This is a genomic window from Neptuniibacter sp. QD48_55 (assembly GCF_047778115.1).
GTDB lineage: Bacteria > Pseudomonadota > Gammaproteobacteria > Pseudomonadales > Balneatricaceae > Neptuniibacter.
The window spans coordinates 2,759,655-2,785,068 of sequence record NZ_CP180555.1 but is presented as its reverse complement, the minus strand read 5'-3'; the positions used below and the strand labels follow the sequence as shown (position 1 = coordinate 2,785,068).

Here is a 25,414-nt window from a genome sequence, read left to right as displayed (position 1 = left end):
TGGTGCGGTGCTTTTGGTGCATTTATGCTGCAAGTGCCTCTAAATGTGGAGGAATGCTGGTTTTTTCATTCTGGCACGCTTGTTGCTTTGTCCTAAGCCGATAATTAATTCTGATTTCTTTAGGCTGACAATGTTCAGCCTGGTAATTACTAAGTGGAGAAAGTCTCATGTCAGAGAAGACTCTGAATCTGATCAAAGAAAGCAATGCTAAGTGGCTTGACCTGCGTTTCACCGATTCTCACGGTAAAGAGCAGCACGTAACTATCCCAGTTTCCGACATGGGCGATGACTTCTTTGAAGAAGGTAAAATGTTCGATGGTTCATCCATCTCCGGTTGGAAAGGTATCAACGATTCAGATATGATTTTGATGCCGGACGACAGCGCTTCTCTACTTGATCCATTCTCTGAAGCTACTACTGTAATCGTTCGTTGTAACATTGTTGAGCCAGCTACTGGTCAAGGTTACGAGCGTGACCCACGTTCTGTAGCTAAGCGTGCAGAAGAGTACCTTAAGTCTACAGGTATTGCTGACACAGCTATGTTTGGTCCTGAGCCAGAGTTCTTCGTGTTTGACGAAGTTAAGTGGCACGCAGACATCTCTGGTTGCGGTTATGAAATCGCTTCTGAAGAAGCATCTTGGGCGTCTAGCCACAAGATCGAAGGTGGTAACACTGGTCACCGTCCACGTGTTAAAGGCGGTTACTTCCCAGTACCACCAATTGATTCTCTTCACGACCTACGTGGCGCTATGTGTGACGCGATGGAAGCGATGGATCTGGAGATTGAAGTACACCACCACGAAGTTGCAACTGCTGGTCAGTGTGAAATCGGTGTTGGTGCGAACACTTTGACTGCTAAAGCGGACGAAGTTCAGGTTCTTAAGTACTGTGTACACAACGTTGCGCACGCTTACGGCAAAACAGCTACATTCATGCCTAAGCCACTAGTTGGTGACAACGGTTCTGGTATGCACGTTCACATGTCTCTATCTAAAGACGGTGTTAACCTGTTTGCTGGTGATGCATACGCGGGTATGTCTGAAACTGCTCTTTACTACATCGGCGGTATCATCAAGCACGCTAAAGCGCTTAACGCTTTGACTAACTCTTCTACTAACGCTTACAAGCGTCTAGTGCCAGGTTTCGAAGCTCCAGTTATGCTTGCTTATTCTGCACGTAACCGTTCTGCTTCAATCCGTATCCCATACGTGACTAGCCCTAAAGCACGTCGTGTAGAAGCGCGTTTCCCAGATCCATCTGCAAACCCATACCTATGTTTCTCTGCACTAATGATGGCTGGTCTTGACGGTATCAAGAACAAGATCCACCCTGGCGATGCTGCAGATAAAGACCTTTACGATCTACCAGCTGAAGAAGCTGCTGAGATCCCACAGGTTGCTTCATCTCTAGAAGAAGCTCTAAACGCTCTTGAAGAAGATCGTGACTTCTTGACTCAAGGTGGCGTATTTACTGACGACATGCTTGATGCATTCATCGCGCTTAAGCGTGAAGAGGTTGAGAAAGTGAACATGACTACTCACCCAGTTGAATTTGACCTGTACTACTCTGTATAAGTCTTAGCTCTTCTGGAAAAAAGCCTCCCTTGTGGAGGCTTTTTTATTTTTAAATCTTACCCTTATGCACTTATTTAGTGACGATTAAAATCTTAGTAATATTTAATGCACTAAAATGGTGCGTTATCATTTTTAAGCAGCTACACTCAATATTAGAATAGTCAGTAATGGTGCTGCCTGAGAGCAATTTAGGGCAGTGGTAAAACTTGGTTTGCTTTTTGCAGAAGTAAACTTAAGTAAAAGAGTGTAGGTCGATGCCAGTAATAGATTTTCATAAACAGATAATAGAAAACCTTTCTACAGCGGTGGTTTTGCTGGATGGCAACCTTGATGTGGAATATGCCAATCCTGCGGCTGAGATGCTGTTAGAGGCGAGTTTGCGGCGTTTGTCTCAAGTGTCTGTAGCGGAGTGGTTTTCACCAGAGGAGCATGGCATTGAAGATCTACGTGCTTGTATTGAGACGGGTCATCCTTACACGCGCCGTGAAGCTAAATTGGTGACTCAAAGTGGCAGTGTACTAACGGTGGATTATTCGATTAATCCATTGTTCTGGTTGAGTGGTCGACAGCTCCTGATTGAGATAGAAGCGAGAGACCGTTTGATGAGAATCGAGCGTGAAGAGGACCTTCTAACTCAACATGACACTGCCAGATCCCTAGTCCGTGGCATGGCGCATGAAATTAAGAACCCTTTGGGTGGAATTCGTGGTGCCGCGCAATTGCTAGAACGAGAGCTGCCAGATCCTGCCTTACATGATTATACCCGCGTAATCATTGAAGAGGCTGATCGCTTAAGGAACCTGGTTGATCGTCTATTGGGGCCGCGTAAGTTACCTAAGCTTGAAGACGTTAATATCCACGCCATACTCGAACGTGTTTGCCAGCTTATCGAGGCTGAAACTAAGGGTTCTGTATCCCTATTGCGAGATTACGATCCTAGTATCCCGGAGTTTACCGGTGATGCAGAGCAGCTTATTCAAGCGATATTAAATATCCTGCGTAACAGTATGCAAGCGATGCAGGGTGCAGGAACTGTTGAGCCAACCATTCAGATTAAAACACGGGCTTTCCGTCAAATTACATTGGGCGCTGAAAAACACCGTTTGGTATGTAGCGTCGAAATTGTAGATAACGGTCCAGGTATCCCAGAAGAGATACTTAGTAAGATTTTCTACCCTATGGTAAGCGGGCGTGCAGAAGGAACCGGCCTTGGCTTGTCGATTGCGCAATCGATCATCAATCAGCATCAAGGATTGATTGAGTGCGAAACTCAGCCAGGGGAAACTAAATTTCAACTATTCATACCTTTGGAGATAAGTCATGAACCTGTCAGGTAAAATCTGGATTGTCGATGATGATCGTTCAATTCGTTGGGTGCTTGAAAAAGCGATGGCAGTAGAAGGGCTTCAAACCGAAGTTTTTGATAGTGCAGATGCTTTATTGGCTCAGCTAGAGCGTGAAGTGCCTGATGCCATAATTAGTGATATTCGCATGCCGGGAACAGATGGTTTGCAGTTGCTGGAGAAAATTCAGGAAACTCACCCACAAGTTCCGATCATTATTATGACGGCACACTCCGATTTAGATTCTGCAGTTGCGTCTTATCAGGGTGGTGCATTTGAGTATTTACCAAAACCGTTTGATGTAGATGATGCTGTTGCGCTAACTAAGCGCGCCTTGGCGCATGCGATTGAGCAACGAGAGCAGGTGGCTGAGCAAGCTGCTGAAGAAGGTACCGAAATTATTGGTGAAGCGCCTGCTATGCAGGAAGTTTTCCGTGCTATTGGTCGTCTATCTCAATCCAATATTACTGTTCTCATTAATGGTGAATCCGGTACGGGTAAAGAGCTTGTCGCACACGCGCTGCATAAGCACAGCCCGCGTAGAGATAGGCCTTTCATTCCTCTAAATATGGCAGCTATTCCCCATGATCTGATTGAGTCGGAATTGTTTGGTCATGAAAAAGGCGCCTTTACCGGTGCGGCAGCGGCTCGACGTGGTCGATTTGAGCAAGCGGATGGTGGTACGCTTTTTCTAGATGAAATAGGTGATATGCCTGCTGATGCTCAAACACGTTTGTTAAGGGTATTGGCTGATAGTGAATTCTATCGTGTTGGCGGCCATACCGCTGTGAAGGTTGATGTTCGTATTATCGCGGCTACCCATCAGGATTTAGAAAAGTTGGTAGCTGAAGGTCGCTTCCGCGAAGATTTATTCCATCGTCTTAACGTCATTCGTGTTCATCTACCCAAGTTAGCTGAACGACGTGAAGATATTCCGCGTTTAGCGCGCCATTTCCTCAACATGGCTGCTGAAGAATTAGATGTGGAGCCAAAAGTACTTGCTACTGACACTGAAAGTTACATGTGTAATTTGGCTTGGCAGGGTAACGTTAGGCAGTTGGAAAATACTTGTCGCTGGTTGACGGTAATGGCGACCGGGCGAGAAGTGTTGATCGATGATTTACCGCCAGAGCTTATGCAGAGTAGTGAATCAGAGACTGCTGTAGCAGGAGATTGGGAGCTGTCTTTGCGCAATTGGGCTGATCAGCAGTTGGGGCTTGGTCATCGAAATCTATTAGACACCGCAGTGCCTGCTTTTGAAAAAATTATGATTGAGACCGCACTCAAACATACCGCAGGACGTCGACGTGATGCTGCAGAGCTTCTAGGTTGGGGACGTAATACTCTAACGCGGAAAATCAAAGAGTTGGGCATGGATGAAGATAAAGGTGAAGATCAGGAAGTTGCCTAAGTTATTCTTCTTCAGTAATAACCACGTTTTTTGATTTCATATATAATCCCTGCAGCTTTTAACCTGCGGGGATTTTTTATGCTTCACGTTGTCCTATTCGAACCTGAAATACCGCCAAATACAGGCAATATTATTCGGCTTTGTGCCAATACAGGTTTCCATCTTCATCTTGTTGAGCCTCTGGGCTTTGACTTTGATGATAAACGGTTACGTCGTGCAGGTTTGGATTATCATGAGTTTGCTGCAGTTAAAATTCACCCTGATTTAGACACCTGTCTGGCTGAAATAGAACCTAGAAAGGTTTGGGCGTTAACCACAAAAGGTAAAACTTGCTACACCAAAGCTGATTACCAAGCGGGCGATGTTTTGTTGTTGGGGCCAGAAACTCGAGGTTTGCCGGTTGAGGTGAGAGAGAGTTTCCCTAGCGAACAGTGGTTGCGAATGCCGATGAAAGAGGCGAGTCGTAGTATGAACCTTGCTAATGCTAGCGCTGTTGTTGTTTATGAAGCATGGCGTCAACTGGGGTTTGACGGCGCTATCGATAGTTAGTTTTAAAAGCGGTTCTACATATAGATACTTAAATGTTGCTATAACGACTATAGTGAAAGGAACTACATGATGGTCAGTAATTCTATGCAGCACGCTTTCATTGTGACAAAGATTGAAGCTTATTTAACCGAGCGGGCGGGCGAGGTTTTTAAACTGCATGTCACTGATTATAGGGAGCGTGAAGTATGGCTGTTAGGTCGGCTTGATCAGCAAGTAAATATCCAAACGCTTAAGAACCAACAGCTTCCGGTAGTTCTGATCTCTGATCAATTAGAGTCTGGCAGTGAAGGTCAATTTCTTATTCCAGCAAGCTCGCTTGTAAGTATTGTGCCGTTGCCAGCGGCTTCATTGCAGCAAGTCCTTGAATTAGGTCGTGCCGATGAAATACTGCAAAGCCTTTCCTTAAAATCATGCTAGAATGTGCTTTTGATTAATATGTGTACAGTTGAAAGCTTTGTTCGGTAAGTATATGTGGAAAAAATATAGCTCCCTTTTTCTTGGGAGTTTTTTAGTTTTGATCTCTTCTTTTACTCATGGAGTGAGTCATCCAGAAGAGGTGATGAGTGTCTGTAAACAGGTTGGTAAAAAACTAGCCAGTGTTTCGGTTAATGAATGTTTAAGTAATCCTTATCTTCCTCCTCGTTTTTATTCAGTCCAAGGCCGTGCAATTTTAGAGGCGCACTTTCAGGCTTCAGAAGAGAATAAAGATGCGCCAAGGGTGCTATTTATAGGTGGTATCCATGGTGATGAGTACTCCAGTGTTAGCGTAACCTTTAAATGGCTGAATACCTTACGTAAACATCATAGTGGTGCTTACGATTGGTATTTCTTGCCGGTTGTGAATCCGGATGGTCTATTGCAGCGTAAATCTAGCCGAGTGAATGCTAATAAGGTTGATCTGAATCGAAACTTTACCCCAGCGCCAGAATTTCCTGAGCCTTTAGCTCATTGGCAAAAAAGTGCGAAAAAGCGTTTGCGTTATTTCCCTGGGCACGCGCCTTTAAGTGAGCCTGAAAGTCGTGTTATCCACAATTTGATTGATGAATACAAGCCGACGGTGATTGTCTCTGTACATGCACCGCACGGAATTTTGGACTTTGACGGTGGTATTCAACCGCCGCGTAAACTTGGACCGTTGCACCTACGTCAGTTAGGGACATACCCGGGTTCTTTAGGCAACTATGGCTGGTTTGTTAAGAATATACCTGTGGTGACCATTGAGCTTCCATACGCTGGAATCATGCCGCCGAAAAAGGATATTGATAAGATGTGGACAGACTTGGTCGGTTGGTTGAAGTATAAATCGAAACGTAACCGCAGTGAGTTAGCTGCATCTGAATCATCCAAATAAATAGATCCAAAAACAAAAAAAACGGAGCGCAAAGCTCCGTTTTTTTATGCGATAGCGTATAGCTTAGTGCTGAGCTTCGCCTTGTGCTGCTTCTTGCTGAGCTTGAGCCATCTGCTGAGCATATAGTGCATCAAAGTTTACTGGCGCAAGCATTAGTGCTGGGAAGCTAGCTTTAACAACCATTGCGTCAATTGCTTCACGTGCATATGGGAATAGGATGCTTGGGCAGAATGCACCTAGTGTGTGGTGCATCTCTTGCTCACCTAGACCTGCGATAGAGAAAATACCTGCTTGTTGCAGTTCAACTAGGAATGCGGTTTTGTCTTCGTTTTTAACAGTAACCGTTAGCGTTAGAGTTACTTCAAAAGCGTTGTCGCCTAGCTGAGCAGTTTGAGTGTTCATCTCTAGGCCAACTTCTGGCTGCCAAGGGCTCATGAAAATTTCAGGAGCGTTTGGAGATTCAAAAGAGGCATCTTTAATGTATACGCGTTGTACCGCAAACTGAGGTCCCTGCTGTTCTTCTTGGGACGCTGTGTTCTGATCGTTCTCAGCCATGATTTATCCTTATTTTTAAAAATTAGTTTGCACTAAGTAGGGTGTCGAGTTTGCCTTGACGTTCAAGGGCAAACATATCATCGCAACCGCCAATAGGTGTTTCGCCGATAAAAATTTGCGGCACTGTGTGGCCTCCGCTGAGTTCTGTCATCTCACGACGTTTTTCAGGATCGCCGTCGACTTTAATCTCAGTGTAAGGAACGCTCTTATGATCCAACAGCATTTTTGCTCGGATACAGAACGGGCACCACGCGGTTGTATAGATGGTAACTTCTTTCATTGCGATTATTACTTAACAATCGGAAGGCTTTGGCCTTTCCATTCGGTCATGCCGCCAGATAGGCGCACTGCATTTTCAAAGCCTTCAGCCTTAAGTTTGCGAGTAGCAGCACTCGCTGCCTGACCTAAATTACATACAACGATAATCGGGCGTTGTTTGTACTTGGTTAGCTCGTCCATACGACGATCTAAATCAGAAAGAGGGATGTGCTTTGCATTGGTGATATGACCTGTTGCCCACTCTTTTTTAGGGCGGATATCAACGATGATTGCGTCTTCTTTGTTGATTAGGTTTGTTGCTTGCGCCGGAGTAACGGCTTTGCCTGCTTTACTACGTTCATAAAGAACGAACATCACTAGAGTTAAAAGCCAAGCACCAACCAAGAATGGGTGGTTGCCGATAAATTCGATAAATTGATCCATTTCTAATCCAAATAAGGCCTTACTTGAAGACCATTAAAAACTGTTGATCGACGATTGAGGAGCAATAGTATACCTCGCGATTTTTGACGGTATAAGGGGAAGATACGGTGAAAATGATTATTTAGTGGCAATTATTCTGCTTCGGGCCTTCAATCGTTAGCCTTAAAGGGGCTTTCCAAGTAAAATTGGCGGCAATTTTATAACCGTTGCAACAGAATCCTACAGATATGACACAAACGCGCGCGACAAAAGCTTTGATCATCCTTGATGGTTACGGTGTAGAAAGTTCAGAATCTTCAGCAATTCAGGCAGCTAATACCCCTGTATGGGATGCACTACTTGCTGATAATCCAAATGCTCGAATCGAAACTTCAGGTATGGCTGTTGGCTTGCCGGATGGACAGATGGGTAACTCAGAAGTTGGCCATATGAACATTGGTGCAGGGCGCACGGTTTATCAAAACTTCACGCGTATCTCCAAAGCGATCGAAGATGGTGACTTCTTCGATAACGAGACGTTAGTGAATGCGATGGATGCCGCCATTTCGCAAGATAAAGCGGTTCACATTTTGGGCTTGTTATCACCAGGTGGCGTTCACAGCCATGAAGAACATATCTTTGCGCTGTTAGAGATGGCTGTTAAACGTGGTGCGAAAAAGCTTTATGTTCATGCTATTTTGGATGGTCGTGATATGCCACCACGTTCTGCAGAGCCGTCGATTCAACGTACAGAAGCGAAGCTAGCCGAACTCGGTGTGGGTTCCATTGCTTCTGTCGCGGGCCGTTATTTTACAATGGATCGTGATAACCGTTGGGATCGCGTGCAGAACGGTTACGATGCAATGACTATTGGTCAAGCGCCTTGCAAAGCTGAATCTGCTATTCAAGCGCTGAATGAAGCTTATGCACGTGACGAGAATGATGAATTTGTTCAAGCAACCGTAATTACGGATGCTGCTGGCGAAGCCAAAGGCCTAGTGGCTGACGGTGATGCGCTAATCTGTGCCAACTTCCGTCCAGACCGTGCCCGTGAAATTACTCGCGCATTTACTGAAGGTGGCAGTTTTGACGGTTTTACACGTGAAAAAGCTCCAGAGCTAGCTGCATATGTAATGATGACTCAGTATGCATCTGATATTGATGCTGCCTGCGCTTATCCTCCGCAAGCTATTCGAAATGATCTAGGTGAATACCTATCTGGTTTGGGCAAAACCCAACTGCGTATTGCTGAAACTGAAAAATATGCTCATGTGACTTTCTTCTTCAATGGTGGTCAGGAAGAAGTTTACGAAGGTGAAGATCGTATTTTGGTTCCTTCTCCAGATGTTGCTACTTATGATTTGCAGCCTGAAATGAGTGCGCCGGAAGTGACTGAGAAGTTAGTTGAAGCGATTAAAAGTGGTAAGTATGACTTGATCGTTTGTAACTATGCGAACGGTGATATGGTTGGCCATACCGGTAAATTTGATGCGGCTGTTAAAGCTTGTGAAGTTGTTGATGATAGCGTTAAACAGGTGCTAGAAGCGCTACGCGAAGTCGGTGGTGAAGCATTGATCACAGCTGATCACGGCAATGTTGAGTTGATGGTTAACCCAGAAACAGGCCAGCCTCATACATCTCACACAATCTGGCCAGTGGCGTTGATTTACGATGGCCCACGTGCAGAAAATCTCAAGCTAGAAGACGGTGCGCTGTGTGATTTAGCACCAACCCTGCTGTCCTTGATGGACATTGAAGTGCCTGCTGAAATGACAGGCAGATCTTTAGCATCCTTCTAAAGAGGCTTTAAAAAGGGATAACTTGTTTATCCCTTTTTATTTTGTGCAGAAAAATTATGGTGCGATCTTTACCTGCCTTTATTTTCTTACTGTTTAGTTTGCTTGCGTCATCTGTGGTGCTAGCAGAGGACAAACAAGCATTAACTGAAAAGCAGATAAAGCAGCTCAATTCACGTATAGCTTCCTTACAAAAAAACATGCGCTCGCAAGAAGGCGAATCTCGTGATTTGAGTAAAGAACTCCGTGACAGTGAAGTCAAAATTGGCAAGTTAGCCCGTCAGATCCAATCACTGGATAAGCAATTGAGTGGTCTTGGCTCTCACGCTGATTCCCTTGAAAAGAAGCGAGATGCTTTAAAAGTCGAGCTTAAGAAACGTTCTGAACTAATCGCTAAACAGATAGCCCAGCAGTATAAAATGGGCAACCAAGCGCGCCTACAGCTACTGCTCACTCAGCGAGATCCTGAAACTTTAGATCGAGCTATTCGCTATTATGACTTCGTAAATGAAGAGTTGCGCCAGGACCTAATTCTTTTCAAAACCAAACTGGCGGATCTTTCCGGAACTGAATTAGAGTTAACCGATACCGAGCAAAAAATGGTCCTCAAGCGCGAAGAATTACGTAAAGAGGTCACTGCTCTGAGGGCCTCTCAAGCGAAGCGAAAAGATACCCTTGCTCGGCTAACAAAAGCCCTCTCCACAGACAAAAAGAAACTTAAGCAGCTCAAGCTGGACCAAAAGCGTTTGCGTGCGGTGCTGACTGAAATTGAGAAAAGTTTGAACTTCGCCACGCTTGTTAAAGATGATAAAACCTTTAAACAATTAAAAGGTAAGCTGCCTTGGCCGTTAAAAGGTAAGGTAAAGCAAAGTTATGGTACTGTCAGAAATAATATCCGCTATGATGGGATCTGGATTCAGGCGTCAGAAGCTCAGCCTGTAAAAGCGGTTCATCATGGGCGCGTAGTATTTTCAGATTGGCTTAGAGGTTATGGTTTAGTATTGATTATTGATCATGGCTCCGGTTATCTGAGTTTGTATGGTTATAATCAAAGCTTGTTATTAGAAACAGGCGACTGGGTAGCCGCGGGTGATACTATCGCAACGGCAGGGCAGAGTGGGGGCCGTACTCAAACAGGTCTTTATTTTGCGGTTCGTTATAAAGGTAAGCCGAGTAATCCAAAAAGCTGGTTGAAGAGCTAACATTATTAGGGAAGAAATTATGAATTCAGTTTTATGTTCGGGCGGGTTCAAACGTACCTTGCTTGGTATGGTTGTTAGTACGCTTGTCTCTTTCCCTCTTCACGCTGCTGATCCGAAGCCTGCAGATACACCTGCTGTTACAGAGGAAAAAGTATTACCTCTAGATGAACTTCGATTATTCACCGAAGTGTTCCAACGAATTAAATCCTCCTATGTCGAGCCTGTGGATGATGCGCGTCTGCTTGAAGATGCTCTGCGAGGCATGATTGCAGGGTTAGATCCTCATTCTGCGTATTTAGAACCCGATGAGTTTGAGAGTCTGCAAGCCAATACCAGTGGTGAATTTGGTGGTTTAGGCATCGAAGTAGGTTCTGAAGATGGCTTTATTCGTGTTATTACGCCAATTGATGATACGCCCGCTCAGCGTGCTGGGGTTAAAGCTGGGGACTTGATTACTAAGCTGGATGATACACCGGTACAAGGCATGCCGCTTAGCGAAGCTGTAGAGCTGATGCGTGGTAAGCCTGGCAGTAAGCTTATTCTAACGATCGTGCGTGAAGGCGAAGAAAAGCCGTTAGAAATAGAAGTTGTAAGAGACATCATCCAAGTAGCGAGTGTTAAGAGTCGCATGTTGGATGAGGGTTTCGGCTACTTGCGCGTATCCCAATTCCAAGTAGATTCAGGGAAAGAGGTTAATAAACACCTTAAACGCTTAATGAAAAATGAGTTGAAAGGTGTAGTGTTGGATTTGCGTAATAATCCGGGTGGAGTGTTACAAGCCGCTGTGGATATCAGCGATACCTTCCTGAAGGATGGATTGATCGTATATACCAAAGGTCGTTTGGCCGAATCTGAGCAACGCTTTAGTGCGACTAGCGATACTTTACTGCCAGAGCTTCCACTTGTTGTCTTGATTAATGGTGGTTCTGCATCGGCCTCTGAGATCGTCGCAGGCGCGCTTCAAGATCAAGAGCGTGCTGTTATCATGGGAGTCGATAGTTTTGGTAAAGGTTCGGTTCAAACGGTTCTGCCTTTAACAAAAGAGCGTGCACTGAAAATCACTACGGCTAGGTACTACACACCTAATGGTCGTTCTATTCAGGCGCAAGGCATCAAACCAGATATTGAGGTTAATGATGCTGAGTTAACCTTACGCGAAGGCGGCCCTGAATATTTGAAAGAAAAAGATCTAAGTGGCCATCTTGAAAATGGTGAGAAGAAGGCAGCGGAGGAAGCGAAAAAAGATAATCTTGCAGCAAGAGATTATCAGCTGTACGAAGCTTTAAACTTGCTCAAAGCTTTGGCAATCGTGCGTAAGTGATATGCTGCTTTTTAGACGGATTTGCTCAGCGGTCATTACTCTAGGTGTTTTAGCTAGCCCTAGCTATGCCGACCCAGTATTCACGGATAACCAGCCGGTGATGGCAATTGTTATTGATGATATTGGTGATAATCGTAAAAAAGGTTTGGCTGCGATCAACCTACCTGGTGCGATTACCTATGCATTTCTGCCCCATACCCCACACTCCTATGATTTGGCGGAAATCGCATATAAGCAGGGAAAAGAGGTTATATTGCATGCACCAATGCAAAATAAAGCCGGACTTCGTCTAGGGCCTGGCGCGTTAACTGAGCAGTTGTCTAGGCAAGAGATTCAGCAGGTATTGCATAATAGTCTGGATTCGATTCCCCATGTAGTTGGTATGAATAACCACATGGGAAGTCTTTTGACTGAAAACCGTCAAAAGATGAAAGAGATTATGGCTGTGGCAAAACAGCGAAATATCTTTTTTATTGATAGCGTGACAACCGGACGAAGTGTGGCTTGGAAGGTAGCCCATGAGCACCAGATCCCCTACCTAGTAAGGGATGTTTTTTTAGATAATAAGCAGAATTGGAATTATATCCACAACCAGTTCAAACAAGCTTTAAGTTTAGCTGTGACTCAAGGGCATGCTGTCGTTATAGGGCACCCTTATCCAGCAACAGTGGAGTATTTATCTGAAGCACTGCCTATTCTAGAACAATTAGGTATCCGTTTAGTGTCGGCGTCTGAGTTGCTTAATATTCGATCTCGTACTCAGTTGCTTATGGCTCAACCGAAAGTTGAGCCTTGTGATCGTAGCGAAGGGCACTGCCAAGCTTTACCGGTAGCGATTAAACATTAAGGCTCTAGAGGGCCATTAATATTCCGATCCCATCCCCCGTCAGTTTTATTCCTACTAGAACTGTGAGTGTTTCGAATGCTCTTTTTATCAGCTGATTACCTTGAGTAATGGCTAAGTGTGCACCTGTATATGAGCCGATAATGGCGCCGATCAACAGTGCAGGTAACCATTCCCAACGAGGATCTACTTGCAGTGCTACGGTAATAGCGCCGGTGGAGTTCCAGAACAAACCTACCAGAATCAAGACATAGGTGACGGCTGTTTTGTAGTCTAGACCGAACCAGCGAACGAGCCAGAGTGTTACAAATAAGCCAGTGCCTGAAGTCAAAGAGCCGTTTAAGGCGCCAATAACGAACAGTACACCGCCCCCAATGATCAGCCCTAACCGATCTCTGTTACAAGGTTCTGCGGTAAGTCCAAGCGCCTTCTTACGAAACGAGTAGACGCCCAATCCAGCCGTTAACAGGCCTAAGCTGAGTATGGTCCAACCTTCAGGGATGTCGATGATGATATCAGCCCCGATAACCACACCGGGTAGGCCGCATAGCAATATAAATCCACAGAATTTATAGTCCAATTTGTCTTCACGCAGATGCCTAATGGTTGCACCAATACCTAGTGCTACGCTGGCGATTTTATGGGTGGCTAGTGCTGTATTGAAACTTAAGCCAAGGAATAGCAGTACGGGGAGTTGCAGTAAGCCTGCTCCGCCTCCGGCCATTGCTGATAAGGCATTGGCGAAAAATGAGAGAACAAACAATCCGCCGTGTTCAATAAGTTGATCCATAGTTGTGCTGGTAGCTCCGTAGGAATAAAAAAGGGGAAGCTAGCTTCCCCTTAAAGAATCATTGTGCCAAACGTCAATTAGGCTGGACGGAAAGCGCCGGCAGCAATTCGCGGCCATTGCTCGCTCCACTGCTCGGTCGGCGTTCTTCGGAACTCTGTTCTTACGAATTGACGGATACGACCTTCGCAACACGCAAGCATCAAGTTGGCAGTTGCTCCAGCAGTTGTTTCAGTACGTAAGCCCTCTTTGACTTCTGCTTCGCGCAAGATCTGTTTGATCTGTGTTTCTAAACGTTCGAAGAACTGATTGATACGCTGTCTTAGGCGATCTGTTTCACCGGTTAAAGCATCGCCTGTAAGCAGTCGTGCCATGCCTGGATTACGTTCAACAAATGCTAATAGCAAAGTAAGTACTTGCTCGCATTGTTTGATTGCGCTCGGTTCAACTTGTGTGATCGCAGTAACACGACTAAACACTGTATCTTCGATAAAGCCGATTAGGCCTTCAAACATGCGTGCTTTACTTGGGAAGTGGCGATAAAGCGCAGCTTCTGACACACCTACTTCTTTAGCGAGGGCAGCAGTCGTAATTTTTTGCCCTGGGTTTTCCAACATGCGAGCAAGGCTTTGTAAGATTTGCTCGCGGCGGGATACTTTGACTGTTTCGCTCATGGTTCGTCCTTATCCGCGGTTGGTGATCAGAGTACCAACACCTTCATCGGTAAAGATTTCCAGCATGCAGGAGTGCTCTACACGGCCATCAATAATATGAGCACTGTTTACGCCGCTTTTTACTGCACTTAATGCACAACCGATTTTAGGTAGCATCCCGCCGTAGATAGTGCCATCTTCGATTAGATCATCTACTTGTTTGGTTGTTAGGCCAGTTAGGATATTACCGTCTTTATCCATTAGACCTTCAATGTTGGTCAATAGAATCAGCTTTTCAGCTTGCAGAACTTCAGCAACTTTACCGGCAACTAGGTCTGCATTGATGTTGTAAGACGCGCCGTCTTCACCCACGCCAATCGGTGCAATCACTGGAATGATGTCGGAGTTAACCAACATATCTAAGACTTTAACGTTAACGCTTTCTACTTCGCCTACGTGACCGATATCGACGATTTCCGGTGCTTCCATTTCAGGAGTCTTGTGCTCAACACGTAGTTTTTTAGCACGTAGAAGCTGACCATCTTTACCTGTTAAGCCGATAGCTTGGCCGCCATTATTATTGATCAGACCTACGATCTGCTTATTAACCGTGCCGCCCAATACCATTTCGGCAACATCCATGGTTTTGGAATCGGTTACGCGCATACCGTTGATAAAGTGTGATTCGATTTTCAGATCTTCTAACAGTTGTCCGATCTGCGGGCCGCCTCCGTGTACAACAATTGGGTTAATACCAATCAGCTTCATCATCACAATGTCACGGGCAAAGCTGTTTTGCAGCTTTTCGTCAATCATGGCGTTACCGCCATATTTGATGACAATTGTTTTGCCGACAAAGCGCTGAATATATGGCATAGCCTCGCTCAATACATGAGCGGTAGTCATGGCATCTTTACGTGTTAGAGGCATAGTCTTTCCTTAAAATTATTATATGAGTGCACCGATTTAATCGGTGCACTCCTGCCGTTTGGGCTTTATTCGTGTGGGATAACGAGACTGCTATCCACTTCATGTAGTTTTTGCTCGAAATCGTTTCGGATGCGTATTAACGCATCGTTTGTTTCTGCTTCAAAACGAAGAACAAGCACAGGTGTTGTATTGGATGCGCGAACTAAGCCCCAGCCATCAGGGTAGTCGACGCGTACACCATCAATATGGTTGGCAGTACCGCCTTCAAAGTGTTTTTCCTGAAGGGCTGCGACGATATCGAATTTATTTTCGTCGGTAACCGTGATGTTTAGCTCTGGTGTGCTTACATCTTCAGGGTATTGAGCGAATAGCTCTTCAACGGTTTGATCTGTATTTGCTAAAATTTCAAGCAGGCGTGCTGCACTGTATAGCGCATCGTCAAAACCGTACCAACGCTCTTTAAAGAAGATATGACCACTCATTTCGCCACCAAGCAGTGCGCCGGTTTCTTTGATTTTTTGTTTGATCAAAGAGTGGCCTGTACGCCACATAGTTGCTTTACCGCCTGCTTCGGTAATCACTTTGGCGAGTAGGCGTGAGCATTTTACGTCGAAGATGATTTCTGCGCCTGGATTACGCTTAAGGATCTCTTCGGAAAATAGCATTATGATGCGATCTGGATATACGATATTACCTTCGTTAGTAATAACGCCTACACGATCGCCATCACCGTCAAATGCTAGGCCTAAATCCGCACCCGTTTCTTTTACCTTCGCGATAGCATCGATCAGGTTTTTTGGTTTGCCCGGGTCTGGGTGGTGGTTAGGGAAAGTGCCATCGACTTCACAGTAAAGCGGGATAATCTCGCAGCCTAGTTGTTCAATTAACTTAGGCGCTAGCTCAGCTGGAATGCCGTTACCGCAATCGACAACAACTTTTAGCTTTTTATCTAGTTTGATATCCGAAAGGATGCGCTCAAGATAGCTTTCACGGATATCTAAATCGCGATTAGAGCCTTCACCTTCTGAGTAGTTTTGCTCAATAATACGTGTTTTAAGAGCTTGGATCTCATCACCAGACAATGTGTGGCCGTCGATCATCATCTTAAAACCGTTGTAATCAGCAGGATTGTGACTACCCGTGATCATTACGCCTGTGCATTGACTATCCTGATGTGCTGCGTAATAAAGGGTAGGGGTTGGTACATAGCCTGTATCTATAACTTGGCAGCCACCGTCCATTAAGCCTTCACTAAAGAGTTGTTTAAGGTGCGGGCTGGATAAGCGGCCATCGGCAGCAACATTAACATTTTCAACACCTTGTGATTTTGCTTCGGCAGCAAAAGCTCTGCCTAGGTGGTAGACCGTATCATCTGTTAAAGCGGAACCGACAATGCCTCGGACATCGTAAGCACGGAAAATTGCGTGGTCTAGAGAGTTTAGAGGGTAACGCATGTTAATCCTTTGATATTCACAAAGTTTGAAATCCAAAATAAGTTATGCAGTTTCGATCTCTTTTTCCGTTACTGCACTTCCATGATACTGAGCTGCGATCTTTTCGATCAGCTTGCTGGCTAACTGACGCTTAGACGCTTGGGGTAAGGTTTCAGTTGTTGTCGCTGAAATAACCGTCACCGCATTTTCGTCGCTGTTAAAACCAATATCTGAGCGAGAAACATCATTTGCGATGATGAGATCTAGGTTTTTACGCTCAAGTTTGCTTTTTGCGTAACTGATAACATCACGTGTCTCAGCAGCAAAACCTACCGTAAATGGTTTTGGTGAACTATTCGCTACAGTAGCAACAATATCTGGGTTTTTAACCAGATGAAGTTCCATGATCTCTTCTGAGCCTTTCTTTATTTTGTGCTCAGCTATAGCCGTAGGGCGGTAGTCCGCTACTGCTGCTGCCGCGATGAATATGTCACAGAGTGCAATATCTTCCAAAGAGGCGTTAAGCATCTCTTGAGCGCTTTCTACTGAGGTTCTGCCTATGCGGGCAGGTGCAGGCAGATTTACAGGGCCACTGATCAATTTAACTTTGGCGCCGGCTTCCATTGCAGCTTCTGCAAGGGCGTAGCCCATTTTTCCTGAGCTATGGTTGGATATATATCGCACAGGGTCTAATGGTTCACGTGTAGGACCTGCGGTAATAAAGACGGTTTTACCTGTCAGGCTACCTCGGTCAAATTGGGTTGCTGTTAATTCTGCTATTTCTGTCGGTTCTAACATGCGGCCTGGGCCGGTATCGCCACAGGCTTGCTCACCTATACCAGGTCCAAACAGCTTTAAGCTTCGAGATTTCAGCGTTGCTGCGTTCTTTTGTGTGCCTTCGTCACGCCACATCGCTTGATTCATTGCAGGGGCTAAGCAGATAGGTGCATCTGTCGCTAGGCAGATCGTTGTTAGTAGATCATCGCCTTGGCCCGAGGCTAAGCGAGCCATAAAGTTAGCACTTGCTGGCGCAATCAGGATCAAATCAGCCCATTTAGCTAATTCAATATGCCCCATGCCCGCTTCTGCTTCGGCATCCAGAAGATGCTGGTGGACGGGATTGCCTGAGAGCGCTTGTAAAGTCAGAGGGGTAATAAACTCGGTTGCAGAGGCTGTCATTACAACCCGAACTTCAGCACCGGCTCCTTTGAGGATTCGAGTTAACTCTGCGCTTTTATAAGCTGCAATACCGCCGGTGATTCCAAGAATAATTTGTTTGTTAGTAAGTCTCTGCATACTGGCTAACTACTGTAATCTTTGCGTTTGTAGCGTCCTAAATATAAATGACGCGGAAATAAAAAGGATCGGTACCATACCATTTTCGAGTAAAGTTTCGTAGATTGTATGGCGTTAAATTAATGCAATTCATCAAGGATGATGACTCTTCTCAAGGTTTGAATGCCTGTGTTCCGTATGAGGCAAATAGAGAAGAGATAAAATGGAGATCTCTTATGTCTATTTCGCATTGGCCAGAAGCCGAGCGGCCTCGGGAAAAACTTTTACTTCAAGGCGCGGCTGCGCTGTCAGATGCCGAACTCTTAGCTATCTTTTTGCGTACAGGGGTAAAAGGTAAAAGTGCGGTTGATCTGGCCCGTGATCTATTAACTACATTTGGTTCTTTGCGCGCACTTCTTGAAAGTGATCAAAAAGCATTTTGTGCTGCGCATGGTTTAGGTTCTGCAAAATTTGTTCAATTGCAGGCCGTATTGGAAATGAGTCGCAGGCATCTTCAAGCCTCTATTGAAAAAGGCAATGCGATGGAGAGGCCGGAGCAGGTTAAAAACTATCTGGCTTCGCAATTGCGCCATCATCAAAGAGAGGTGTTTGCCTGTCTCTTTCTGGATAACAAACACCGCGTACTTAAATATGAACCGCTATTTTTTGGCACGATTAACGCAGCGGCAGTGTATCCCCGCGAGGTCGTCGCAAAAGCATTGGAGCACAATGCTGCGGCGGTTATCCTTGCTCATAATCACCCATCGGGTGTTGCTGAGCCCAGTATGGCTGATCAGCATATAACCGAACGACTTAAAAACGCATTGGAGATGATCGAAGTTAGGGTTTTAGATCATATGATTGTCGGGGATCTTGAGATTGTTTCGTTTGCTGAGCGGGGATTATTATAAAAGTTATTAAGTGCTGGTGAATGTGTATGCTCTTGTGTATAATTCGCGGCCTTCTATCCATACTCCGGTACGGTATCTTGTCTAGTTACGGGACGCTCCGCCTGAGAAACGGTTTGGACTCTGGAGAGTACAGAGGCTTTTCCTTACGCCGTTTCAATAAAAAAAGAGAATAAAGGATAGATTCGTAACCCTTAATTTTAAAGGCTTTATAATATGTCTAAAGTTTGCATGGTAACTGGTAAGCGTCCAGTTACAGGAAACAATGTTTCCCACTCACAGCGTAAAACACGCCGTCGTTTTCTTCCAAACCTGCACTGGCACCGTTTCTGGGTAGAAAGCGAAAACAAATTCGTACGTCTACGTGTTTCCTCTAAAGGTATGCGTATCATCGACAAAAAAGGCATCGACGCAGTTCTAGCTGAAGTTCGTGCTAACGGCATCAAAGTTTAAGGAGCTGAATCATGGCTAAAGGCGCACGCGAAAAGATCAAGCTAGTTTCTTCTGCTGGCACAGGTCACTTCTACACTACTGACAAGAACAAGCGTAACACTCCTGAAAAGATGGTGTTCAAAAAGTACGATCCAGTAGTACGTAAGCACGTTGAGTACAAAGAAGCTAAAATCAAGTAATTGATTTTCTTCTCATAAAAAACCCAGCCTAGGCTGGGTTTTTTATTGTCCGCTGTGTAGCAACCGCAGATTAATCTGCGGCTGCCTTAGGGTGGTTGATTAACTGTAAGCTCTCTTCAGCGAAACCGAAGCCCGCTTCTGTGTAGAAGTTAAATACCGTATGAATGCCACCGTCTACCAGCTGTTTATGTTCATCTGGGAAACGAGCAATCGCTGCTATTTCTCCTGGATAGTTGGCGCTATGTAGCTGTTCTGCAATGTTCAGACTGTCTTCAATTGATGGTAATGCTAATAAGACTAGCTTGATGTTTTTGACATCCATATTGCACCAAAGGTCTGCATCCTCACCATCACCATAGAAGACATGCAGCCCTTTCTGTCGAAATTTCTGAATACGGTTTCGATCAGCATCCATCCCCCATACTTTGTCCCCAACAATACTATGTAGGGCGTTGAACGCGCCTTTGCCTACACGGCCAAGTCCGATCACCAATATTTCAGAGTCTTTCGGTTGAACAAAAATATCGCTTGGAAGTGGCGTGTCTGATTCGTAACTTTTAATCTTCTCTTTATGACGCAAATAGAAAGAGTGGGCAGATCGATAGACTACACTTGTCAGGATAAATGATAGTGAGACAGCAAGTGCAAGAATGACCAGCCACTCTTTACTTAGCCAGCCGCTATCTACACAAAGATAAGCAACAATTAATCCGAATTCACTAAAGTTACTCAGTGCTAAGGCGCATAGATAAGAGGTTCGTCCGCGCAGATTTAAACGGGTGAAAATCCCAAAGAACATGATGTATTTCAATGGAATTAGAACCGCAAGGATAGCTGCCATGCCCAACATTGACCAATCAGGTAAAGCCGTGAATCCGATGGATAGGAAGAATCCAATGAGAAAGAGGTCTTTGAAGCTTAAAAGTGACTTTGTTAGCTCACTGGCTTTAGGGTGAGTGCTAAGTAGCATGCCGAAGACTAATGCACCTAAATCACCTTTCACGCCTACTAGGCTGAAGAGTTCATAACCACCTAGTGCTAGGAAGAAGCCGGCCAAAGGCAACAATTCACCATGACCAGCACGCATGAGTAAATGATTAAGTAGAGGACGAATGAAGACTAAGCCGAACAGGCCTAGGGCCCATATCGATGGAATCTTCCCCGTGGCTGCGACAAGGAACAGAACGGCAACAATATCTTGCATAACCAAGACGCCAATAGCGAGTTGACCATGTCGGGTTTTCATTTCACCGCTTTCTTCTAAGAGCTTCACGATACATACGGTACTGCTGAAGCTAAGGGCGAAACCGATCAATGCGGCAGATTTAAGATCTAGATCTGAAAAGTACGGAATGGATAGGCTGGCGAGCAATAAAAAAGCGGAGCCGGCTAAAAGAGTCCAGAGGGTCATATGAGACAGGGTGCTGGCCCATACTTCGGTTTTTAATAGATCTTTTACATTTAATTTAAGGCCGATGGTGAAAAGCATCAATGTGATACCTAGATCAGCCAAGGTTTGTAAACTATCTACTGGTTCAACACCAATAAAGTGCAGGAAGAAACCTGCAAATAGGTACCCTATAAGAGGGGGCATCTCAATCAATCGCAGTGTATAACCGCAGACGAATGCAAATAAGATCCAGATAAAATCCATTGAGTACAAATCACCTTACTAAATTAGACCTAGAATGTAGCATAGCTTGACTAACGTCGGCATTGAGATAAGCCCTTAATTCATTGATTTTATGTTAGTCTAAGCTTTCAATGTTGTATTACAGTTGAAATTCATGCCTGAATTGCCAGAAGTAGAAACGACCTGTCGAGGCATTAGCCCTCATATTAATCAGCAAAAAGTAACCCGTTTGCTGATTCGAAATCCGAACCTCCGTTGGCCGATTCCTGATTTTTTAGCGGACGAGATAGAAGGGCAGGTGATCGAGTCTGTTGGTCGCCGCGGAAAATACATCCTTCTTAAAATATCTACCGGTGAAGTGATGGTGCATCTGGGGATGTCAGGTAGCTTAAGGATCGTTAAGCAGGATGAGCCCGTTCTTAAACATGACCATGTAGATTTCTGTTTCGGAAATGGTAAAGCTTTGCGGTTAACGGATCCGCGTCGCTTTGGGTCGGTATTATGGCAACCGCTTAATGAACACCATGAGCTGCTATATAAGTTAGGCCCAGAGCCTCTTAGTGAGCAATTTGATGCTAAGCATCTTCATGCGATCTGCGCTGGACGTAAAGCGGCTATCAAACAAGTTATTATGGATAGTAAAGTTGTGGTCGGGGTTGGAAATATCTATGCCACCGAAGCGCTCTTTCTATCAGGTATCGATCCGAGGCGAGCAGCAGGTAATATTTCTTATGAACGCTTAGCGCGTTTAGTTGAGAATATTAAAAAAGTGTTGGCTGCTGCAATTGAGCAAGGTGGTACTACGCTGAAAGATTTTGTTGGTGGTGATGGTAAGCCGGGATACTTTAAGCAAAAGCTCAATGTTTACGGTCGAAAAGGGGAGCCTTGTGTACAGTGTATGGCTCCATTAACAGAAGTACGCTTGGGGCAGCGCTCCACAGTGTTTTGTAAACACTGCCAGCGATAAGTTGAGTTGATTATGAGTGTTCCAATCAGACCGCCTATTATTTCCCAAGAAGGTTGTAGTTTACGTGTTGATCTGCGTGACAAGCTGAATTTAGAGCAGTTTTTAAAACACCGTACAGCCTTTTGTGTTGGTGAAAGTGCTGTTCATTGTGAGTTATACGAGTACGCTCCCGATGCGCCAACGATTATCTTTCTGCCGGGAATTGGTACCTACTGTGAACTCTATGCAGAGTTACTGTGTAAGTTATCTCAGCAAGGCTTTAATGTTGTTGGTGTTGATCCTCTAGGGCATGGTTATTCAGGCGGGTCTAGGGGGCATTACACAGTAGATCAGATGTGTGATGCTGTATCGGACGTTCTAGATGTATTACAGCAACGTTTTAAGGGCCCGTTTGGAGTTTACGGTTATTCAATCGGTGCATTGCTTGCTGTTGCTGCAGCTGAAAAGGATGAGCGCCTATCTACAGTCCTTTGCGGGACGTTGTTGGTACCTGATTTAGCTCCCGATGTTACTTATCGAATGGGTTGGAACTGGACATGGGCATCGTCTCTAATGATGCCAGGGTATAAAGTGCCATTAAAATCTTTCGTTGATTTTGAGCAGTTGTTAAAGGGGCATCCTGCAGGTGCCGCAATTAATAATGATCCATTAATTGTTTTTGATTACCCACTCAAAACTTTGTCTAGTCTGTTTAACCATCGCTGCAACATTGTGAATAGAGTACACCGTTTCTCTGCTGCTATTTTGCATGGAGATAAAGATGAAGTTTTACCCGTGAGCTATTCTCAGCGCTTGATGAATTATTGTGAGCAACCTATGGAGTTGTTGGTAATGAAACGCCAAGGTCATATGGTGCCTTTATTGCAACCGGATCTAGTTGTGACTATGGCCGCGCAATGGTTCGAGCAGGAGTTTTCTAAAGAGATGGCTGCTGCAGTTTTGTAATTGAACTGTCAAAAAGTGTTCATTTCGCTGTCACCTAGTACTTCCATCATCTGAAAGCATGATGAAAGTATTGGGAGATACTGACAATGAGTGCTATTCGACTAGTAACAGCGTTTGATTTACTCACCTTTAATTGGTGCTTGGGCCTTCCTAAAGCAGCTCAAATTGCTTCGGTAAGTCGGCAAGTTTCTCGATTAGGTGATGGTGTTTTATACCTATTCATTGGCTTTGCCCTTGCTCTTTTTGAGCAGCAGTTTGGTCTTTTGTTTTTGTTGGTGGGGCTATTTGCTTATGCCATTGAACTGCCGCTCTACCTTATTCTTAAAAATACTATAAAGCGTGATCGGCCTTGTGATTCGTTGCCGTTTGAAGCTTATATAGTTCCGTCTGATAAATTTAGCTTCCCATCTGGTCATTCTGCTGCTGCGTTTGTATTTGCTGCGCTTGTCGCACATTTTTATCCTGAATTTGCGGTTGTATCCTATGTTTTAGCTGTCGCTATAGGTATGTCTCGGGTTCTTCTTGGTGTGCACTATCCAACAGATATTCTAGCTGGCGCAGTACTGGGCTTAAGCTCTGCAGCTGCTGCGATTTCGCTAATTCCTTTCTTGTCCTTGATGGTCTGAGCTGATGCGTATTCTTTATGGTGTACAAGCTACAGGGAATGGTCATATTACTCGTGCACGAGTGATGGCTCCGGCATTAGAGAAGGAAGGCATCAAAGTTGATTATCTGTTTAGTGGCCGAGAACCTGAGAAGCTTTTCAATATGGAACCCTTTGGTGATTACCAATGCCGAAGGGGTTTAACCTTTTATATGCAGGGTAGTAAGGTCGATCATTGGAAAACATTTACGAAAAACAATGTTTTTCAACTGCTTAGAGATATTCAGGCGCTCGATCTTACGGGATATGACCTTGTTATCACTGATTTCGAACCGGTAACTGCGTGGGCGGCGAAATTGAAAGGCGTTAAGAGTGTTGGTATTGCTCATCAATATGCTTTTCTGCATGATTTGCCCGATAAAAAATCAGGGCCTTTACTCAAGGCTCAGGTAAAGTCATTTGCGCCAGCTAATATTCCTATTGGTTTGCATTGGGATCGTTTCGATCAAGATATCTGCCCACCATTAATTCAAAAGCCTTTGTTTAGTCCAAGCCTTACCGAGAAGAAAGTGGTGGTCTACCTGCCTCATGATGATCTTGAGTCTATGATGCCTGCCTTTAAACAACACAGTCATGCTCACTTCTTTATCTATTCTTCAGTTGATAAGCCCTTGGATCAAGGAAACTGCCATGTCAGGCCTTTTTCTCGAATGGGGTTTCAGCAAGACCTATCTGATTGTGAAGGGGTGATTTGTAATTCCGGTTTTGGCTTGTTAAGTGAAGCTTTGCAATATGGAAAAAAGATAATGACCTTGCCGCAAAAAGGTCAGGCTGAGCAAGAATCCAATGCTGAGGTATTGGAAATCCTTGGTTTAGGTAGAGTCGTAGACGCTTTAGACTGTCAAAAGATAGGAGCTTGGCTTGAATCGCCACAACCAGAACCTTTCTACATTCCTGATGTTGCGACTCCATTAGCTAAATGGATTAAAGCGGGTTGTAATGTATCTATTGAGAATCTTATTGAAGAAACGTGGTTGGCACAGCCTACTTACGTAACGGCATAAGGTTTTTAGTAAAGAGAGCGGGAATATTTGTAGGGAAAAAGTAAGGGGTTGCTCCTTCCGTGAAGCAACCCCCTTGCTGGCTTCCATAATCCTTGCGGTCTTTGTCCTAGGGCATCAATGCCATCCTTTCCGCTTATCGAGGCCGTCCTTTGTATTCGTTCCATGAACAGGAGATCCACGTTTCTAATTATGCCTTCTGTCACTGGAAAGGAAATAAGAAAAATTCTTAATTTCATTTGTAAGGTCTAACTCGGGCAATATGCCCGCAGGAATGATCACAATATAAACAAAAAGGGCACCTCATCCATGAGGCGCCCTTTTCTTTGGCTCCATAATCCTTGCGGTCTTTGTCCTAGGGCGTCATGCCATCCTTTCCGCTTATCGAGGCCGTCCTTTATATTCAGTCCGTGAACAGGAGATCCATGAAGCTAATTATGGCTGGAAATATGTAAAAAAAAATAAGAATTATTCTTAATTTCTGCCACCCCGAAAATCTAGGGAATAATTCCCGAATAGTGGGAATTGTAGGGGAAGTGGGGAAGTGTATATAAACAAAAAGGGCGCCTCATCCATTGAGGCGCCCTTTTCTATGGCTTCCATAATCCTTGCGGTCTTTGTCCTAGGGCTTCAATGCCATCCGTTCCGCTTATCGAGGCCTTCCTTGTATTCTTTCCGTGAACAGGAGATCCATATCAACAAGTATGGCTGGAAATACGGGAAAAGAAATAAGAAAAATTCTTAATTTAAAGAATTCTGTATTTGATGGGTAAGATGCTTGCTTTGTATAGGGCTGATACGAAAAGGGCGCCTCTTCCAATGAGGCGCCCTTTTCTATGGCTTCCATAATCCTTGCGGTCTTTGTCCTAGGGCATCAATGCCATCCGTTCCGCTTATCGAGGCCGTCCTTGCATTCTTTCCATGAACAGGAGATCCATGTAACTCATTATGAACGTATA

26 protein-coding genes are annotated in these 25,414 nt (G+C 44.8%); 17 read left to right on the top strand and 9 right to left on the bottom strand.

Annotated elements, in window-relative coordinates; all coding sequences use genetic code 11:
• The first annotated feature begins 167 nt into the window (after positions 1-167).
• The 6 genes from glnA (at position 168) to ACMXYW_RS12920 (ending at position 6,228) form a co-directional block, all read left to right on the top strand.
• Positions 168-1,574, top strand: coding sequence for a glutamate--ammonia ligase (gene glnA, locus ACMXYW_RS12945; RefSeq protein ID WP_415899042.1), 1,407 nt, complete (start codon positions 168-170; stop codon positions 1,572-1,574).
• A gap of 254 nt (positions 1,575-1,828) precedes the next feature.
• On the top strand, positions 1,829-2,911 hold the full coding sequence (gene glnL, locus ACMXYW_RS12940; protein WP_415904313.1) for a nitrogen regulation protein NR(II): 1,083 nt from the start codon (positions 1,829-1,831) through the stop codon (positions 2,909-2,911).
• Entirely contained in the window at positions 2,895-4,328 is a 1,434-nt protein-coding gene (glnG, locus tag ACMXYW_RS12935) for a nitrogen regulation protein NR(I) (protein WP_415904312.1), read from the top strand. The genes glnL and glnG overlap by 17 nt, the downstream gene beginning before the upstream one ends.
• 78 nt (positions 4,329-4,406) lie before the next feature.
• Positions 4,407-4,877, top strand: coding sequence for a tRNA (uridine(34)/cytosine(34)/5-carboxymethylaminomethyluridine(34)-2'-O)-methyltransferase TrmL (trmL, locus tag ACMXYW_RS12930; protein ID WP_415904311.1), 471 nt, complete (start codon positions 4,407-4,409; stop codon positions 4,875-4,877).
• Positions 4,878-4,943: 66 nt separating this feature from the next.
• Positions 4,944-5,294 carry a hypothetical protein gene (locus tag ACMXYW_RS12925; protein WP_415899038.1) on the top strand — a complete coding sequence of 117 codons (351 nt, stop codon included), beginning with the start codon at positions 4,944-4,946 and terminating at the stop codon, positions 5,292-5,294.
• Positions 5,295-5,391: 97 nt separating this feature from the next.
• Complete coding sequence (locus tag ACMXYW_RS12920; RefSeq protein ID WP_415904310.1) at positions 5,392-6,228, top strand: M14 family zinc carboxypeptidase; 837 nt, start codon at positions 5,392-5,394, stop codon at positions 6,226-6,228.
• A 63-nt stretch (positions 6,229-6,291) separates the two neighbouring features.
• Here ACMXYW_RS12920 and secB read toward each other — a convergent pair whose 3' ends face one another.
• Genes secB through ACMXYW_RS12905 form a run of 3 tightly spaced genes read right to left on the bottom strand, consistent with a single transcriptional unit; the run spans position 6,292 to position 7,485 of the window.
• Positions 6,292-6,783 carry a protein-export chaperone SecB gene (secB, locus tag ACMXYW_RS12915; protein ID WP_415882196.1) on the bottom strand — a complete coding sequence of 164 codons (492 nt, stop codon included), beginning with the start codon at positions 6,781-6,783 and terminating at the stop codon, positions 6,292-6,294.
• A gap of 22 nt (positions 6,784-6,805) precedes the next feature.
• Positions 6,806-7,063, bottom strand: coding sequence for a glutaredoxin 3 (gene grxC, locus ACMXYW_RS12910; RefSeq protein WP_415899036.1), 258 nt, complete (start codon positions 7,061-7,063; stop codon positions 6,806-6,808).
• A gap of 8 nt (positions 7,064-7,071) precedes the next feature.
• Entirely contained in the window at positions 7,072-7,485 is a 414-nt protein-coding gene (locus ACMXYW_RS12905; protein WP_415882194.1) for a rhodanese-like domain-containing protein, read from the bottom strand.
• 227 nt (positions 7,486-7,712) lie between these two features.
• On the opposite strand from ACMXYW_RS12905, the gene gpmI reads away from it, so the two are divergent.
• Genes gpmI through ACMXYW_RS12885 form a run of 4 tightly spaced genes read left to right on the top strand, consistent with a single transcriptional unit; the run spans position 7,713 to position 12,630 of the window.
• Positions 7,713-9,263 carry a 2,3-bisphosphoglycerate-independent phosphoglycerate mutase gene (gene gpmI / locus ACMXYW_RS12900; RefSeq protein WP_415904309.1) on the top strand — a complete coding sequence of 517 codons (1,551 nt, stop codon included), beginning with the start codon at positions 7,713-7,715 and terminating at the stop codon, positions 9,261-9,263.
• Positions 9,264-9,322: 59 nt separating this feature from the next.
• Positions 9,323-10,462, top strand: a complete 1,140-nt coding sequence (locus ACMXYW_RS12895; protein ID WP_415904308.1) for a murein hydrolase activator EnvC family protein — start codon at positions 9,323-9,325, stop codon at positions 10,460-10,462.
• Positions 10,463-10,481: 19 nt separating this feature from the next.
• Positions 10,482-11,783 carry a S41 family peptidase gene (locus ACMXYW_RS12890; RefSeq protein WP_415904307.1) on the top strand — a complete coding sequence of 434 codons (1,302 nt, stop codon included), beginning with the start codon at positions 10,482-10,484 and terminating at the stop codon, positions 11,781-11,783.
• A gap of 1 nt (position 11,784) precedes the next feature.
• Positions 11,785-12,630, top strand: coding sequence for a divergent polysaccharide deacetylase family protein (locus tag ACMXYW_RS12885; RefSeq protein WP_415904306.1), 846 nt, complete (start codon positions 11,785-11,787; stop codon positions 12,628-12,630).
• 4 nt (positions 12,631-12,634) lie between these two features.
• Here the strand turns inward: ACMXYW_RS12885 and ACMXYW_RS12880 are convergent, their stop codons facing one another.
• From ACMXYW_RS12880 to coaBC, 5 genes are all read right to left on the bottom strand, one after another.
• Complete coding sequence (locus ACMXYW_RS12880) at positions 12,635-13,417, bottom strand: sulfite exporter TauE/SafE family protein (RefSeq protein WP_415904305.1); 783 nt, start codon at positions 13,415-13,417, stop codon at positions 12,635-12,637.
• A 77-nt stretch (positions 13,418-13,494) separates the two neighbouring features.
• Positions 13,495-14,088, bottom strand: a complete 594-nt coding sequence (slmA, locus tag ACMXYW_RS12875; RefSeq protein ID WP_415882188.1) for a nucleoid occlusion factor SlmA — start codon at positions 14,086-14,088, stop codon at positions 13,495-13,497.
• Positions 14,089-14,097: 9 nt separating this feature from the next.
• Positions 14,098-14,997, bottom strand: coding sequence for an acetylglutamate kinase (argB, locus tag ACMXYW_RS12870; protein WP_415885571.1), 900 nt, complete (start codon positions 14,995-14,997; stop codon positions 14,098-14,100).
• A 65-nt stretch (positions 14,998-15,062) separates the two neighbouring features.
• Positions 15,063-16,451, bottom strand: a complete 1,389-nt coding sequence (locus ACMXYW_RS12865; RefSeq protein WP_415904304.1) for a phosphomannomutase/phosphoglucomutase — start codon at positions 16,449-16,451, stop codon at positions 15,063-15,065.
• Positions 16,452-16,493: 42 nt separating this feature from the next.
• Positions 16,494-17,726, bottom strand: a complete 1,233-nt coding sequence (gene coaBC, locus ACMXYW_RS12860) for a bifunctional phosphopantothenoylcysteine decarboxylase/phosphopantothenate--cysteine ligase CoaBC (RefSeq protein ID WP_415904303.1) — start codon at positions 17,724-17,726, stop codon at positions 16,494-16,496.
• Between the two features lie 215 nt (positions 17,727-17,941).
• On the opposite strand from coaBC, the gene radC reads away from it, so the two are divergent.
• The 3 genes from radC to rpmG all read left to right on the top strand — a co-directional run bounded on the left by radC (position 17,942) and on the right by rpmG (position 19,245).
• Complete coding sequence (radC, locus tag ACMXYW_RS12855; RefSeq protein WP_415899027.1) at positions 17,942-18,616, top strand: RadC family protein; 675 nt, start codon at positions 17,942-17,944, stop codon at positions 18,614-18,616.
• A 213-nt stretch (positions 18,617-18,829) separates the two neighbouring features.
• Positions 18,830-19,066 carry a 50S ribosomal protein L28 gene (rpmB, locus tag ACMXYW_RS12850; RefSeq protein WP_415885566.1) on the top strand — a complete coding sequence of 79 codons (237 nt, stop codon included), beginning with the start codon at positions 18,830-18,832 and terminating at the stop codon, positions 19,064-19,066.
• Positions 19,067-19,077: 11 nt separating this feature from the next.
• On the top strand, positions 19,078-19,245 hold the full coding sequence (gene rpmG, locus ACMXYW_RS12845; protein ID WP_415885565.1) for a 50S ribosomal protein L33: 168 nt from the start codon (positions 19,078-19,080) through the stop codon (positions 19,243-19,245).
• A 70-nt stretch (positions 19,246-19,315) separates the two neighbouring features.
• Here the strand turns inward: rpmG and ACMXYW_RS12840 are convergent, their stop codons facing one another.
• A complete protein-coding gene (locus ACMXYW_RS12840; RefSeq protein ID WP_415904302.1) occupies positions 19,316-20,899 on the bottom strand; it encodes a cation:proton antiporter in 1,584 nt (527 codons plus the stop codon).
• A 133-nt stretch (positions 20,900-21,032) separates the two neighbouring features.
• On the opposite strand from ACMXYW_RS12840, the gene mutM reads away from it, so the two are divergent.
• The 4 genes from mutM to ACMXYW_RS12820 all read left to right on the top strand — a co-directional run bounded on the left by mutM (position 21,033) and on the right by ACMXYW_RS12820 (position 24,458).
• Positions 21,033-21,845, top strand: a complete 813-nt coding sequence (gene mutM, locus ACMXYW_RS12835) for a bifunctional DNA-formamidopyrimidine glycosylase/DNA-(apurinic or apyrimidinic site) lyase (protein ID WP_415904301.1) — start codon at positions 21,033-21,035, stop codon at positions 21,843-21,845.
• Positions 21,846-21,857: 12 nt separating this feature from the next.
• Positions 21,858-22,790, top strand: coding sequence for an alpha/beta fold hydrolase (locus tag ACMXYW_RS12830; protein WP_415904300.1), 933 nt, complete (start codon positions 21,858-21,860; stop codon positions 22,788-22,790).
• A gap of 86 nt (positions 22,791-22,876) precedes the next feature.
• Positions 22,877-23,416, top strand: coding sequence for a phosphatase PAP2 family protein (locus ACMXYW_RS12825; RefSeq protein ID WP_415882179.1), 540 nt, complete (start codon positions 22,877-22,879; stop codon positions 23,414-23,416).
• 4 nt (positions 23,417-23,420) lie between these two features.
• Positions 23,421-24,458 (top strand): MJ1255/VC2487 family glycosyltransferase, encoded by a 1,038-nt coding sequence (locus ACMXYW_RS12820; protein ID WP_415904299.1) that lies wholly within the window; start codon positions 23,421-23,423, stop codon positions 24,456-24,458.
• Positions 24,459-25,414 lie beyond the last annotated feature (956 nt).